Genomic DNA, 13,249 nt, shown 5'->3' with positions numbered 1-13,249 from the left:
TTAGGAGGCGCGGCGAGCGCGAGCAGCGCGACGCTTGAGGGCGCGACGCTCGTCTTCGCTGAGGCCGCCCCACACGCCGGAGTCCTGGCCGGTCTCGAGCGCGTACTGGAGGCAGAGCTCCGTGACACTGCAGGTGGCGCACACGGCCTTCGCCTTGTCGATCTGATCGACCGCCGGACCGGTGTTCCCGACCGGGAAGAACAATTCCGGGTCGACGGTCAGGCAGGCAGCTTTATCGCGCCAATCCATAGGGGAGCTCCTTTTATTGCATGGTGAGATTTCTTCAACCGAGTGAGGGGTCTCGGGAAGCGAAAGCCGAAATGCGAGGGGGATGATCGTCCGGGAATCGGGATCTGTCCACACCCTCGTGGACCTCATGTCGGCCTCAAACATGGTTTCATATCGGTAAGAGCAAATCAATAGTCAAGTTTGGGTGAACCCTGTGAGTACCGATCGAAACGCCGCCTCCGCTCCGAACCCGGGGAGGCGTCGTGAGCCCGCGGTGCTGGCCTTCATCGTCCTGCTCGTCGCCGAGGCGTTGCTCATGATCGGGCTCTCGGCCTGGTTCCTCTTCGAGCTGGTCGCGGCGACGCCGGCCTCGTTCACGAGCGCACTGGCGATCTTCGTGATCCTGCTCATCGCCACGGCGTTCGTCACGGCGCTCGCCCTCGGCGCGATCCGCGGACGGAGCTGGATCCGCGGGGGAGCGGTCACCTGGCAGCTCGTGCAGATCGCCGTCGCCGTCGGCGCGTTCCAGGGGGTCTTCGCGCAACCCGCGATCGGGTGGTTCCTGCTGCTGCCGTCGCTGGCCGTCCTCGGGCTCCTGTTCACGCCCGCGGTCGCCGCCGTGACCCGACGCGAGATCTGAGCGCGACGGGTCGGTCGTGATGGTCCAGCAGCGACGCGTCAGGCGTCGAGGCCGAGGGCCTTGCGGAGGCTCTTCACATGGCCGGTGGCCTTGACGTTGTACCGGGCGAGGGTGAGGGTGCCCGTCTCGTCGATGACGAACGTCGAGCGGAGGACGCCCGTGACGATGCGTCCGTACGAGTTCTTCTCACCGTAGGCTCCGTACGCCTGATGGACCGTCAGCTCCGGGTCGCTGAGGAGCGGGAACGTGAGCCCGTCCTCCTCCTGGAAGGCTTTGAGCTTCTCGACGGAGTCCTTCGAGACGCCGAGCACCACGTACCCCGCACCGCCGAGCGATGCGAGGTTGTCGCGGAAGTCGCACGCCTGGGTGGTGCAGCCGGGCGTCATCGCGGCGGGGTAGAAGTAGAGGATCACCCGTCGTCCGGCGAAGTCGGACAGGGACACGCTGGTGCCGTCCTGGTCGGTGAGGGTGAACGCGGGGGCCGGGTCGCCGGCGGAGAGACGGAGTGCTTCAGGCATACCCCAAGCCTAGTCAGGAGTACTGGTCGGCTTTGATCGTCGCGAAGGTGCCCAGCAGCCGCTGGAGCGAGTCGAGGCGTGCCGGGCCGTTCTCCCCGAGTCGTCCCTCGGCGACGGCCTCGATGATCGCGCAGTCGGGCGCGTCGGGCAGATGGGTGCAGCCACGCGGGCACTCGAGGGCGATCTCCGCGAGGTCGGTGAACGACTTCAGGATGTTGGCGGTGTCGACGTGTCCGAGACCGAACGAGCGGACGCCCGGGGTGTCGATGACCCACCCGGACCCTGCGGGCGCCTCGATGCGCAGCGAGACGGTCGAGGAGGAGGTGTGGCGCCCGCGCCCGGTGACGACGTTCACATGCCCTGTGGCGCGCTCAGCGGTCGGGACGAGGGCGTTGACCAGGGTGGACTTGCCGACGCCCGAGTGGCCGACGAAGACCGTGTCGTGGCCGATGAGGGCCTCGGTGATCTCGGCCAGCGGGACGTCGTCCTCCCGGCTGCGGAACACGCGCAGGCCGAGCCCGGCGAAGTTCGCGAGGAACTCGTCGGGGTCCTGGAGGTCCGTCTTCGTGATGCAGAGGATCGGGGTGATCCCCGCGTCGTAGGCGGCGACGAGGTAGCGGTCGACGAGTCGGGCCCGAGGCTCGGGGTTCGCGGCGGCGACGACGATGAGCATCTGGTCGGCGTTGGCGACCACGACGCGCTCCATGGCGTCGGTGTCGTCGCCACTGCGGCGGAGCAGCGTCGTGCGCGGCACGATCCGCACGATGCGCGACAGCGTGCCCTCGGCACCCGAGGTGTCGCCGACGACATCGACCCGGTCGCCGGTCACGATGGCCTGCTTGCGGAGTTCACGAGCGCGTGTGGACGTCAGGACGCGCTCCTCGGGCGTGCCCTCGTCGAGGAGCACGGTGTAGCGACCGCGGTCGACCGCGAGGACGCGTGCGGTCAGTGCATCGAGGTGCTCGGGCCGCGTCTTCGTCCGAGGGCGGTTCGCCTTCGGGTTCGGCCGCATCCTGATGCTCGACTCGTCGAGTTCCGGCTCGTCGTCGTCGACGCCGTCGTCCCACCAGCTCATCGGCTCAGCCCCCGAGCATCGCGTGCCACAGTTCGGTGAACTGTGGGAGCGTCTTCGCGGTCGTGGCGACGTTCTCGATGGTGACCCCGGGCACGACGAGACCGAGGATCGCTCCTGTGGTCGCCATGCGGTGGTCGTGGTAGCTCGACCACTCGCCGCCGTGGAGGGGGCGCGGCTCGATGCGGAGGCCGTCCGGCAACTCCGTGACGGCGCCCCCGAGCTTGTTGATCTCCGTCGCGAGGGCCGCGAGGCGGTCGGTCTCGTGGTGACGGATGTGCCCGATGCCCGTGATGGTCGACGGTCCGTCGGCGAGTGCCGCGAGCGCGGTGAGGGCGGGCGCGAGCTCGCCGCCGGTGGTCAGGTCGAGGTCGACAGCGGTGATCCGCTCGCCGCCGGTGACGGTGAGGCGGTCGCCGTCCAGGGCGACCGTCGCGCCGAAGCGAGGCAGGAGGTCCGCCAGGTCGGCACCGACCTGGGTGGTGGAGGTGGGCCAGCCGCGGAGCGTGACGCTTCCGCCGGTGACGAGCGCCGCGGCGAGGAACGGTGCGGCGTTGGAGAGGTCGGGCTCGAGGTCGACGTCGAGCGCGGCGATCGTGCCGGGGGCGACGACCCACTCACCGACGGCCGGTTGTTCCACGGTGACCCCGCGGGCCGCGAGGGCCGCGATGGTCATCTCGATGTGCGGCAGGCTCGGCAGGCGCTCGCCCTCGTGGACGAGGTGGAGACCCTGCTCGAAGCGGGCCGCGGCCAGCAGGAGGCCGGACACGAACTGGCTCGACGATGACGCGTCGATCGTGAGCTTGCCACCCGCGACCGCGCCTGTGCCGTGCACCGTGAAGGGGAGCGCCTTCCGGCCGTCGTCGCTGATGTCGACACCGAGCGCCTGCAGCGAGGCGATCATGGTCGCCATGGGGCGGTTCCTGGCGGAGGGGTCGGCGTCGAACACGGTCGGTCCGAGGGCGAGCGCTGCCAGCGGCGGGACGAACCGCATGACGGTGCCGGCGAGCCCGCACTCGACGGTCGTGCTGCCGAACAGCTCGCCCGGCGTCACGAGCCAGTCCTTGCCGAACGCGCCCGAGGCCGGGCGCTCGACGATGGTCGTCCCGAGTGCGCGGAGCGCCTCCACCATGTTGGTGCTGTCCATCGAGTGGAGCGGAGCACGGAGCAGCGACGGTCCGTCGGCCAGGGCGGCCAGGACGAGCTCGCGGTTCGTGAGGGATTTCGAGCCCGGGAGGGACACGGTCGCATCGACCGGCCCGTCCGCGACGGGCGCCGGCCAGGCGGCGTCGTCGTGCTCGGGTTCGGCATCGCCGTACACGTCGAAATCGGGTGCGGAATACGGATTGGTCAACATTGGTTCCAACAGTAGTCGGGGTCACGAGCAGAAGGAGGAACGGATGTCCACAGCGGTACTGGAACGACCGGTGACGGGGGCCGATCACGGTCGTCTGGCGCTGGCCGTAGACTGGCCGGTGATGACCTCCGTCGACCCAGAAGCCCTTCCGGCCGAGCCGGACCCCCGATCACTGTTCGAAGCACAGGCACTGCCGTTCATCGATCAGCTGTACGGCGCTGCCATGCGCATGACGAAGAACCCGTCGGATGCTCAGGACCTCGTCCAGGAGACGTTCGTCAAGGCCTTCGCCGCGTTCGCGCAGTTCGAACAGGGCACCAACCTGAAGGCATGGCTTTACCGCATCCTCACGAACACGTACATCAACACGTATCGGAAGAAGCAGCGCGAGCCCTACCAGGGCACCATCGACGACCTCGAGGACTGGCAGTTGGGCGGCGCCGAGTCGATCAGCGCGACCTCCAGCCGGTCCGCCGAGGCCGAAGCGATCGATCACCTGCCGGACAGCGACGTGAAGAACGCGTTGCAGGCCATCCCGGAGGACTTCCGCCTGGCGGTGTACCTCGCCGACGTGGAGGGCTTCGCCTACCAGGAGATCGCCGACATCATGAAAACGCCCATCGGGACCGTGATGAGTCGTCTGCACCGTGGCCGACGACTCCTCCGCGACCTGTTGGCCGACTACGCCGAGTCCCGGGGGTTCACCGTGACGAAGCAGGGGAGCAAGAAATGAGCGACTGCGGCTGCGACAAGGCCAAGAAGGACCTCGAGGAGTACCTCCGTCACGAGGTGTGCACGACCGAAGCGGCCGACATCCGCGAGCACCTCGCGAACTGCCCGGAGTGTCAGAACGAGGCGCTCGTCGCGCAGACCCTCACCGAGGCCGTCCAGCGGGCGTGCAAGGAGACGGCACCCGAAGACCTGAAGAACCAGGTCCTGGCGTCGCTGCGGGCCACCCAGGCCACCCACGAGAGCGCCTGACGACGGACCGACCGCATCAGCCTGCGCCGTCGAGGCGTGACTCCTCGACGTCCAGCATCCGCTGCGCTTTCGCCAGCACCTCGGAGGAGTAACTGCCGGTCGCCCGCGCATCGAGGAGCGCATCGCGTTCGGCGTCGAGCACTCGGCGTCGCAGTTGTCGGAACTGCTCGTGCGGGCCCACGCCGGCATCGGTGCGTTCCGCCGCCGACTCGACGCGGATGAGGCTGCTCGTGCGCACCCGGTCGACGACCGCGGAGTCGAACGGCTCCCCGCCGTCCGTGCGCAGCTGCGGGTCGTCGAGGGCGGCCACACCGACGGTCGAGATCTCCTCGACGAGTCCGGCCAGCTCCGCCATCGCCGCCTGCTCGTCCGTCCCGCCGACCCGGGTCAGCCGGATGACGAGCGGGAGGGATCCGCCCTGGAGCAGGAGGGTGACGATCGCGACCGTGAACGCGATGAGCACCAGCTCCGCCCGATACGGGGTGTCGAGTGGCAGCGACTGTGCGGCGGCGATCGTGACGACACCACGCATCCCCGCCCAGGCGAGCACCGCGCCGCCCCGCCAGCCGAGTCCTTCACGTTGCAGGAAGTCCAGGTCGGCGCTCCGCCGGGCGATCGACCTCGAGAAGGCGGCCTTGCGCTTGGCCGATCGCGCGTTCTCCGTCGGATGCTCCTCGAGGCGTGCGGAGACCTGCTCCAGTCTCGGCCGCCGGGCGAGGGCCTCCCGTTCATCGCGTCGCAACGACCAGACGAGGACGCCGACGAACACGATGCGGACGACGATGAGGGTGATGGCGGTCAGCAACCCGAGGCCGATCGACGACCAGATGCCGAGGTCGTCCTGCTCCACCTGCGAGACGATGGCCTCGAGCTCGAGCCCCATGAGCAGGAACACCCCGTTCTCGAGGAGGAACTGCGTCGTCCGCCAGTTGATGCGCTCGCTGATGCGGTCCTGGGCGGTGAAGTACTTCGCGCTCTGATGCCCGGTGTAGAGCCCGGCGACCACGACCGACAGGACGCCTGAGGCATGGAAGTGCTCGGCGGGGAGATACGCGATGAACGGCACGGCGAAGGAGATGACCGTCGTGAGGACCGGGTCGCCCAGGCGGGATCGGATCCGGACCGTGATGAACCCGACGACGATCCCGATCGCGATCGCGAGCGCCACGGCATAGGCGAAGTCGCCCAGGACACCCCACAACGAGACCGTGCCGGCGGTCGCGGCGATGGCGGAGCGCAGGAGGACGAGGGCCGAGGCGTCGTTCACGAGGCTCTCGCCTTCGAGGACGCTCACGAGTCGCGACGGCATGCCCAATCGCTTACCGATGGAGGTCGCGGCGACCGCGTCGGTCGGGCTGACGACGGCACCGAGGGCGATGCCGGCGGCCAGGCTCAGGTCGGGGAGGATCGTCGACAGGATCCAGCCGATGAGGACCGACGACACCACGACGAGGACGACCGAGAGCCCGGAGATCGCTTTGAGGTTGCGGCGGAAGTCGACCAGCGGGACGTTGACGGCAGCCGAATAGAGGAGCGGCGGCAGCACCCCGGCGAGGATCCACTCCGGCTTGACCTCGACGTCCGGCACGAACGGCAGATAGCTGAGGGCCAGGCCGACCAGGACGAGGATGAGCGGGGCCGCCACGCGAAGCTTGTTCGCGAAGCGGGCCACCGCGACGATGGTCACCACCGCGACGACGGCGAGGAATGCGAAGTCCATGGCGTCAGCCTATTGGCGGTGGCTCACCGCCCACTCACGGATCGCTGTCGCCGTGCTGACCACCCGGACCACGACGCAGCCGACGACGCAGCCGACGACGCAGATGACGACGACCGCCTGTCGGAACAGGCGGTCGTCGGTCGTGCGGCTGAGGTCAGAGCGCCAGCGCGGTGCGGAGGAGCTCCGCCTGCTCGGCGGCGTGACGCTTCGCCGAACCCGTGGCGGGGGAGGCGGACGCGGCGCGCGACACGTTGCGGATCGTCCGACCCTCGAGGTGCTTGGCGGCCTCCAGGCAGATGAACGGCCACGCGCCCTGGTTCTCCGGCTCGTCCTGTACCCACACCAGTTCGGCGTTCGGGTACTGCGCGACCACGGTGTTCAGCTCGGCCACCGGGACCGGGTAGAACTGCTCGACGCGGACGAGGGCGATCTCGTCGTTCGGCTGCTTCTGCAGCTCGCTGAGGAGGTCGTAGTGGATCTTCCCGGAGTGCAGGAGCACCCGCTTGACCGCGGCCTTGTCGGTGATCCGTGCATCGTCGATCACCGGCTCGAAGCGGCCGGAGGTGAAGTCCGCCACCGGGCTGGTCGCGCCACGCAGACGCAGCATCGCCTTCGGGGTGAAGACGACGAGCGGCCGACGCGGGCGGGCGTACGCCTGGCGACGCAGGAGGTGGAAGTACGACGCGGGGGTCGACGGCCGGGCGACGGTCATGTTGTCCTCGGCGCAGAGCTGCAGGAACCGCTCGATCCGCGCGGACGAGTGGTCGGGGCCCTGGCCTTCGTAGCCGTGGGGGAGGAGGAGCGTGACACTCGACCGCTGCGACCACTTCTGCTCGGCGGAGGAGATGAACTCGTCGATGATCGTCTGCGCGCCGTTGGTGAAGTCGCCGAACTGCGCCTCCCACAGCACGAGCGCGTCGGCACGTTCGACCGAGTAGCCGTACTCGAAGCCCATGACCGCGTACTCGCTGAGGAGCGAGTCGTAGATCCAGAAGCGGGCCTGGTTGTCGCTGAGGTTCGCGAGCGGCAGCCACTCCTGGCCGTTGACCCGGTCGTGGAGGACGGCGTGACGCTGCACGAAGGTGCCGCGGCGGGAGTCCTGTCCGGACATCCGCACCGGGGTGCCCTCGATGAGTACCGATCCGAGTGCGAGCAGTTCTCCGAAGCCCCAGTCGATGTTGCCGTTGCGGCTCATGTCGAGACGCTTCTCGAGGAGCTGCTGCACCTTCGGGTGCACGGTGAACCCGGCGGGCTTGTTGTTGAACGCGTCGCCGATGAGCTGCACGACGCCCTCGGAGACGCCGGTCGTCTCGAGTTCGCCGGAGTAGCCGTCCTCGTCGAGGACCTCGGTCGGGATCGGCGTCGGCGAGGTCTGCTCGGCGTGCGTCTCCATGAAGGCGCGTTCGAGGCGGTCCTGGAAGTCGCGGTGCGCGGCCTCGTACTCCTCCTCGGTGATGTCGCCGCGGCCGACGAGCGCCTCGGTGTACAGCTTGCGCACGGAGCGCTTGGCCTCGATGAGGCTGTACATGAGCGGCTGCGTCATCGACGGGTCGTCGCCCTCGTTGTGGCCGCGTCGGCGGTAGCACACGAGGTCGATGACGACGTCGCGCTTGAACTCCTGGCGGTATTCGAAGGCCAGCTCCGCGACCCGCACGACGGCCTCGGGGTCGTCGCCGTTCACGTGGAAGATCGGCGCCTGGATGGTCTTCGCGACGTCGGTGTTGTAGATGGAGGAGCGGCCCTCGCCAGGAGGCGTGGTGAAGCCGACCTGGTTGTTGATGACCACGTGGACCGTACCGCCCGTGCGGTAGCCGCGGAGCTGCGACAGCTGCATCGTCTCGAGGACGACGCCCTGCCCCGCCATCGCCGCGTCGCCGTGGATGAGGATCGGGAGGGTGCCGAACGCGCCGATCGGCCCGCGGTCCTGCTTCGCGCGGACGATGCCCTCGAGCACGCCGTTGACGGCCTCGAGGTGCGAGGGGTTCGCTGCCAGGTAGACCGGGATCTCGCGGCCGTCCTCGGCCTTGAAGGTGCCCTCGGTGCCGAGGTGGTACTTCACGTCGCCGGAACCGTGGCTCGCAGGGTCCTGCGTTCCCTCGAACTCGCGGAAGATCTGACCGTACGTCTTGCCGGCGATGTTCGTGAGGACGTTGAGACGGCCGCGGTGGGCCATACCGATCGCGACCTCGTCGAGCTGGGCCTGCGACGCACCCTGGAGGATGGTGTCGAGGAGGGCGATGGTGGACTCGCCGCCTTCGAGGCTGAAGCGCTTCTGGCCGACGTACTTCGTCTGCAGGAAGGTCTCGAAGGCCTCGGCCTCGTTGAGCTTCCCGAGGATGCGCATCTGCTCGTCGTGCGTCGGCTTCTCGTACTTGCGCTCGACCTTGCTCTGGATCCACTTGCGCTGCGCGGGGTCCTGGATGTGCATGTACTCGATGCCCGTGGTGCGGCAGTACGAGTCGCGGAGGACGCCGAGGATGTCGCGCAGCTTGGCCGTGCGGGCCGAGCCGAACGCGCCAGTGACGAACTCGCGGTCGAGGTCCCAGAAGGTCAGGCCGTGGGTCTCGATCTCGAGGTCGGGGTGCGAGCGCTGCACGTACTCCAGCGGGTCGATGTCGGCCATGAGGTGGCCGCGGACGCGGAACGCGTTGATGAGCTCCTGGACGCGGGCGGTCTTGTCGACGGCGTCGGCGAGGTCGACGCTGATGTCGGGCGACCAGTGGATCGGGTCGTACGGGATGCGGAGCGCGGCGAAGATGTCCTGGTAGAAGCTGCGGCTGCCGATGAGCAGCTCGTGGACGACCTTGAGGAACTCGCCCGAGCCGGCACCCTGGATGACGCGGTGGTCGTAGGTGCTCGTGAGCGTGATCGTCTTGCCGATCGCCAGCTCGTTGAGCGTGCGCTCGGAGGCGCCCTGGAACTCGGCCGGGTACTCGAGGGCGCCGGCGCCGATGATGCAGCCCTGGCCCTTCATGAGACGGGGGACCGAGTGCACGGTCCCGATGCCACCGGGGTTCGTGAGCGAGATCGTGACGCCCTGGAAGTCGGCTCCGGTGAGCTTGCCCTTGCGGGCACGGGTCACGAGGTCCTCGTAGGCCGAGAGGTACTCGTTGAAGGTGAGGGTGTCGGCGCGCTTGATGCCCGGCACCATGAGGGCGCGGGAGCCGTCGGGCTTCGGGAGGTCGATGGCGATGCCGAGGTTGATGTGCGCCGGGGCGACGACCGTGGGCTTGCCGTCGGTCTCCTCGTAGTAGACGTTCTGGCTCGGGAAGTCCTTCAACGCCTGGATGAGGGCCCAGCCGATGAGGTGGGTGAAGCTGACCTTGCCGCCTCTTGCGCGCTTCAGGTGGTTGTTGATGACGATGCGGTTGTCGATCATCAGCTTCGCCGGGATGGTGCGCACGCTCGTCGCGGTCGGGACCGTCAGGCTCGCGTCCATGTTGGTGGCGAGCGACTTGGCCATGCCCTTCAGCACGGTGACCTTGTCGACGTCCTCCGGAGCGGGTTCGGTCTGGTCGCTCTTCGGCTGCTGGACCTGGTTCGGGCTCGTCATCGGGGCGTCGGCCGGAATCGGGGCCGGCTTCGCCTGGACCGAGGTGGTGCGGGCGACCGGCTGCGCGCCGATGACCTGGATCGGGGCCGTCGGCGGGTTGACCCGGGCCGCCTCGTCCGCCGACGCGGGGGCGGGGGCCGACGCCGTGGTGCCGGCGGACGCCGCACCGTCGTCCGACTGGCCGCCCGTCGTTCCCTGGGCTGCGCCGTTCACCGGCCGGTAGTGCTCGAGGATCGGCCACCAGGAGCGGTCCACGGAATCCTTGTCGACGAGGTACTGCTCGTACATCTCGTCGACGAGCCATTCATTGGCTCCGAATTCGTTCGTTGCGCCGTCATCGGCGCCCACTCCGGTCATCTGGCTCGACACCGTCGATCGCCCACTCTCTCCGTTGAATTCTCACTGTTTGCAGGCAGGGAACATGCCCGCACGATCCAGTCATCAAGCCTAAACCCATTCCGTCGTCGGTGCGGCTCGGACGCCGGTCGGGATACGGTGTTCTCATGCGGTTCATCGGTGAGATTCCCAGCCACGACCTGACGTACTCGGACGTGTTCCTCGTCCCCAGCCGCTCCGGGATCACGAGTCGACTCGACGTCGACCTGGCTCCGGACGACGGCACCGGCGCCACGATCCCGATCGTCTCCGCCAACATGAACTCCGTCACCGGGCCACGCCTCGCGGCGGCACTGGCGCGGCGCGGCGGACTCGGCGTCCTGCCGCAGGACATGCCGCTCCAAGAGCTCGACGCGGCGATCCGCTGGGTCAAGGAGCAGCCGGTCGCCTTCGACACCCCGCTGATCATGCGCGCCGATCAGACCGCGGCCGACGCACTGCGCCTCATCCCCGCGGTCGCCGGTCACGGCATCGTGCTCCACGACGAGCGCGACGCCTTCGCCGGCTGCATCCCGGCCGCACGTCTCGCCACGGCGCTGCCCGACGCACGGCTCGGCGACCTCGCTCGCGGGTCGCTCGCCTCGATCGACGCCGACGACGTGACCGGTGGCCGGGCCGCGTTCGACCTCATGGTCGCCGCCGACCTCGAGTTCGCGCCCGTGCTGCACCACGGCGCCGTCGTCGGCACCCTCAGCCGGACGAGCGCGCTCCGGTCGACCATCTACCCGCCGGCGCTCGACGCGTCGGGCCGACTGCGGGTCGCCGCGGCGATCGGCATCAACGGCGATGTCGCCGTGAAGGCGCGGGCGCTCGCCGCCGCCGGGGTGGACGTCCTCGTGATCGACACCGCCCACGGGCACCAGGAGGGCATGCTCCGGGCGATCGCGGCCGTCCGTGCCCTCGGTCTCGGCCTCCCGATCGTCGCCGGCAACGTCGTGTCCGCCGTCGCGGTGCAGGACCTCGTCGACGCCGGTGCGGACATCCTCAAGGTCGGTGTCGGACCCGGTGCGATGTGCACCACGCGGATGATGACGGCGGTCGGGCGTCCGCAGTTCTCGGCCGTGCTCGAGACGGCCGCGACCGCCCGCGCGCTCGGCGCGAAGGTCTGGGCGGACGGTGGTGTCCGCTACCCCCGCGACGTCGCCCTCGCCCTCGCGGCCGGCGCGTCCTCGGTCATGATCGGTTCCTGGTTCGCCGGCACGATCGAAGCCCCCGGTGAACTGCAGCGCGCCGCCGACGGGTCGCTCTACAAGGAGAGCTGGGGCATGGCGTCGACCAAGGCCGTGCACGAGCGCTTCGGCCGACTCGACCCGTTCGAACTCGCGCGGAAGACGCTCTTCGCCGAGGGTATCTCGTCCTCCCGCATCACGATCGATCCGCTCCGGCCCTCGGTCGAGGACCTCCTCGACATGATCACCGCCGGGGTGCGCTCGTCGTTCACCTACGCGGGTGCCGACTCGGTCCCCGGCTTCCACGAGCGCGCCATCGTCGGCGTCCAGTCGGCCGCCGGGTACGAGGAGGGCAAGGCGCTGCCCGTCTCCTGGTGAGCCGCGGTGCTGGTGCGGCTCGCACGACCGCGGTGGGATGATGGGCCCATGGTGGTGAACGGTGGGACGCACGGGTTCGGTGTCGGCATGCAGGTCCTCGTGCTCGTGGACCCGGGATCCGATCCCTCGACGGGGGAGCGTGCCTCCGGGGTCATCGTCGCGCCCGGCCGCCAGCGTGCCGCGGCGTTCGTCTCGGTGTGGACCGAACAGCTGACGACCTGGATCGTCGAGTTCGACGAACCCTTCACGCCGCCCGACGGCAGCGGCCCGCACGAATCGGCCGAGGTCCGCGAGACCTATCTCATCCCCGCACCCTTCGCCGAGGCGTCGGAGTCCGTCGACGCCTGACCGCCGCGTGCTCGTTCAGGCGAGCGACCGGTCCATGATGGCCGAGGAGAGAGCCTCCACCGGGCCGGCCGCCGCCAACGGGTTCGCGAGCAGGGTGAAGTCGACGCCGCCCAGGGTCGGGAGTTCCAGCCGGTTGCTGAGCATGACGAGGTCGCTCGGGATCAGGCTGCGCGGGAAAACCGCGACACCGAGCCCGGCCCGCACCGCCGCGAGCACGCCGTTCACCTCACGGGTGCTGCAGGTGATCCGCCAGGTGCGCCCGGCGTCCTCCAGGGCGTCGATCGCCAGCTGCCGGGAGAGACTCGGGTCCTGATAGGCGATGAGGGGGACGGGCTGGCCCGGCTCGATCGTGGTCTTCTCGAGACCGACCCAGACCATCGAGTCGGTCCGCACGAGCTTGCCCTCGTTCTGGCCGGGGCGCATCTTGATGAAGATGAGGTCGAGGGCGCCCGCCTTCAGCCGACGGTAGAGCGGCCCGCTCTGGTTCACGGTGAGTTCGAGGTTCAGCTGCGGGTGACCCTGGCGGAAGTGGCGCAGGATCCGGGGGAGCTGGGTCATCGCGAGGTCGTCGGCGGCCCCGAAGCGGAGGCGACCGCTCATCGCCGAGCCGGTGAAGTAGCTCTCCGCCGAGGCGTGTGCAGCGAGGATGGTGCGCGCGAACCCGGCCATCGCGTCACCGTTGTCGGTCAGGCGGACCGCTCTCGTGTCCCGGACGACGAGCCACCGGCCGGCAGCCTCCTCGAGCCGTCGGATCTGCTGACTGACCGTCGGCTGGCTCAACCCGAGCTGCGCGGCGGCGCGCGTGAAGTTCTTCGTCTCGGCGACGGCCAGGAAGGTGCGCAGCAGGGCGGGGTCGAACATGCGTGAGCCGATCATTCGGGAATCGAAT

The 13,249-nt window shown here is 69.1% G+C and carries 12 protein-coding genes; 5 read left to right on the top strand and 7 right to left on the bottom strand.

Annotation, left to right across the window (positions count from 1 at the left end; all coding sequences use genetic code 11):
* Positions 1 to 249: a WhiB family transcriptional regulator gene (locus ACLIME_RS07960; RefSeq protein ID WP_056012627.1), complete on the bottom strand. Its 249-nt coding sequence runs from the start codon at positions 247 to 249 to the stop codon at positions 1 to 3.
* A gap of 193 nt (positions 250 to 442) precedes the next feature.
* On the opposite strand from ACLIME_RS07960, the gene ACLIME_RS07955 reads away from it, so the two are divergent.
* A complete protein-coding gene (locus ACLIME_RS07955; RefSeq protein ID WP_124769633.1) occupies positions 443 to 868 on the top strand; it encodes a hypothetical protein in 426 nt (141 codons plus the stop codon).
* A gap of 38 nt (positions 869 to 906) precedes the next feature.
* Here ACLIME_RS07955 and bcp read toward each other — a convergent pair whose 3' ends face one another.
* From bcp to aroA, 3 genes are read right to left on the bottom strand one after another with little or no spacing between them, the layout of a single operon-like run.
* A complete protein-coding gene (gene bcp / locus ACLIME_RS07950; protein WP_411558594.1) occupies positions 907 to 1,386 on the bottom strand; it encodes a thioredoxin-dependent thiol peroxidase in 480 nt (159 codons plus the stop codon).
* 13 nt (positions 1,387 to 1,399) lie between these two features.
* Positions 1,400 to 2,461: a ribosome small subunit-dependent GTPase A gene (rsgA, locus tag ACLIME_RS07945; RefSeq protein ID WP_124769631.1), complete on the bottom strand. Its 1,062-nt coding sequence runs from the start codon at positions 2,459 to 2,461 to the stop codon at positions 1,400 to 1,402.
* 4 nt (positions 2,462 to 2,465) lie between these two features.
* On the bottom strand, positions 2,466 to 3,815 hold the full coding sequence (aroA, locus tag ACLIME_RS07940) for a 3-phosphoshikimate 1-carboxyvinyltransferase (RefSeq protein WP_124769630.1): 1,350 nt from the start codon (positions 3,813 to 3,815) through the stop codon (positions 2,466 to 2,468).
* Between the two features lie 43 nt (positions 3,816 to 3,858).
* Between aroA and ACLIME_RS07935 the strand changes: the two genes are divergently transcribed.
* Positions 3,859 to 4,548 (top strand): sigma-70 family RNA polymerase sigma factor, encoded by a 690-nt coding sequence (locus ACLIME_RS07935; RefSeq protein WP_411558593.1) that lies wholly within the window; start codon positions 3,859 to 3,861, stop codon positions 4,546 to 4,548.
* Complete coding sequence (locus ACLIME_RS07930; protein ID WP_079707242.1) at positions 4,545 to 4,796, top strand: zf-HC2 domain-containing protein; 252 nt, start codon at positions 4,545 to 4,547, stop codon at positions 4,794 to 4,796. Before ACLIME_RS07935 ends, ACLIME_RS07930 begins: the two co-directional genes overlap by 4 nt.
* A gap of 16 nt (positions 4,797 to 4,812) precedes the next feature.
* Here the strand turns inward: ACLIME_RS07930 and ACLIME_RS07925 are convergent, their stop codons facing one another.
* Together ACLIME_RS07925 and ACLIME_RS07920 are read right to left on the bottom strand one after the other, a co-directional pair.
* Positions 4,813 to 6,516, bottom strand: a complete 1,704-nt coding sequence (locus tag ACLIME_RS07925; protein ID WP_085513347.1) for a cation:proton antiporter — start codon at positions 6,514 to 6,516, stop codon at positions 4,813 to 4,815.
* Positions 6,517 to 6,670: 154 nt separating this feature from the next.
* Positions 6,671 to 10,438 (bottom strand): multifunctional oxoglutarate decarboxylase/oxoglutarate dehydrogenase thiamine pyrophosphate-binding subunit/dihydrolipoyllysine-residue succinyltransferase subunit, encoded by a 3,768-nt coding sequence (locus ACLIME_RS07920; RefSeq protein WP_411558592.1) that lies wholly within the window; start codon positions 10,436 to 10,438, stop codon positions 6,671 to 6,673.
* Positions 10,439 to 10,572: 134 nt separating this feature from the next.
* Here ACLIME_RS07920 and ACLIME_RS07915 point away from each other — a divergent pair, with 134 nt between their 5' ends.
* Together ACLIME_RS07915 and ACLIME_RS07910 are read left to right on the top strand one after the other, a co-directional pair.
* Complete coding sequence (locus ACLIME_RS07915) at positions 10,573 to 12,012, top strand: GuaB1 family IMP dehydrogenase-related protein (protein ID WP_411558591.1); 1,440 nt, start codon at positions 10,573 to 10,575, stop codon at positions 12,010 to 12,012.
* A 48-nt stretch (positions 12,013 to 12,060) separates the two neighbouring features.
* Positions 12,061 to 12,360 carry a hypothetical protein gene (locus ACLIME_RS07910; protein ID WP_411558590.1) on the top strand — a complete coding sequence of 100 codons (300 nt, stop codon included), beginning with the start codon at positions 12,061 to 12,063 and terminating at the stop codon, positions 12,358 to 12,360.
* A 15-nt stretch (positions 12,361 to 12,375) separates the two neighbouring features.
* On the opposite strand, the gene ACLIME_RS07905 is transcribed toward ACLIME_RS07910, so the two are convergent.
* Positions 12,376 to 13,221 (bottom strand): LysR substrate-binding domain-containing protein, encoded by an 846-nt coding sequence (locus tag ACLIME_RS07905; RefSeq protein WP_411558781.1) that lies wholly within the window; start codon positions 13,219 to 13,221, stop codon positions 12,376 to 12,378.
* Between the last annotated feature and the right edge of the window lie 28 nt (positions 13,222 to 13,249).

Origin of the sequence: Plantibacter sp. MPB07 (assembly GCF_046619465.1) — a bacterium.
GTDB classification, from domain to species: domain Bacteria; phylum Actinomycetota; class Actinomycetes; order Actinomycetales; family Microbacteriaceae; genus Plantibacter; species Plantibacter auratus.
The sequence above is the reverse complement of the archived record's forward strand: the minus strand, read 5'-3'. Positions and strand labels throughout refer to the sequence as shown.

Excerpts from the sequence above, each read along its gene's own strand:
- aroA (WP_124769630.1), bottom strand. The coding sequence starts at position 3,815 with ATGTTGACCAATCCGTATTCCGCACCCGATTTCGACGTGTACGGCGAT.
- bcp (WP_411558594.1), bottom strand. The coding sequence starts at position 1,386 with ATGCCTGAAGCACTCCGTCTCTCCGCCGGCGACCCGGCCCCCGCGTTC.
- rsgA (WP_124769631.1), bottom strand. The coding sequence starts at position 2,461 with ATGAGCTGGTGGGACGACGGCGTCGACGACGACGAGCCGGAACTCGAC.
- ACLIME_RS07915 (WP_411558591.1), top strand. The coding sequence starts at position 10,573 with ATGCGGTTCATCGGTGAGATTCCCAGCCACGACCTGACGTACTCGGAC.
- ACLIME_RS07925 (WP_085513347.1), bottom strand. The coding sequence starts at position 6,516 with ATGGACTTCGCATTCCTCGCCGTCGTCGCGGTGGTGACCATCGTCGCG.
- ACLIME_RS07960 (WP_056012627.1), bottom strand. The coding sequence starts at position 249 with ATGGATTGGCGCGATAAAGCTGCCTGCCTGACCGTCGACCCGGAATTG.
- ACLIME_RS07935 (WP_411558593.1), top strand. The coding sequence starts at position 3,859 with ATGTCCACAGCGGTACTGGAACGACCGGTGACGGGGGCCGATCACGGT.
- ACLIME_RS07910 (WP_411558590.1), top strand. The coding sequence starts at position 12,061 with ATGGTGGTGAACGGTGGGACGCACGGGTTCGGTGTCGGCATGCAGGTC.
- ACLIME_RS07930 (WP_079707242.1), top strand. The coding sequence starts at position 4,545 with ATGAGCGACTGCGGCTGCGACAAGGCCAAGAAGGACCTCGAGGAGTAC.
- ACLIME_RS07905 (WP_411558781.1), bottom strand. The coding sequence starts at position 13,221 with ATGTTCGACCCCGCCCTGCTGCGCACCTTCCTGGCCGTCGCCGAGACG.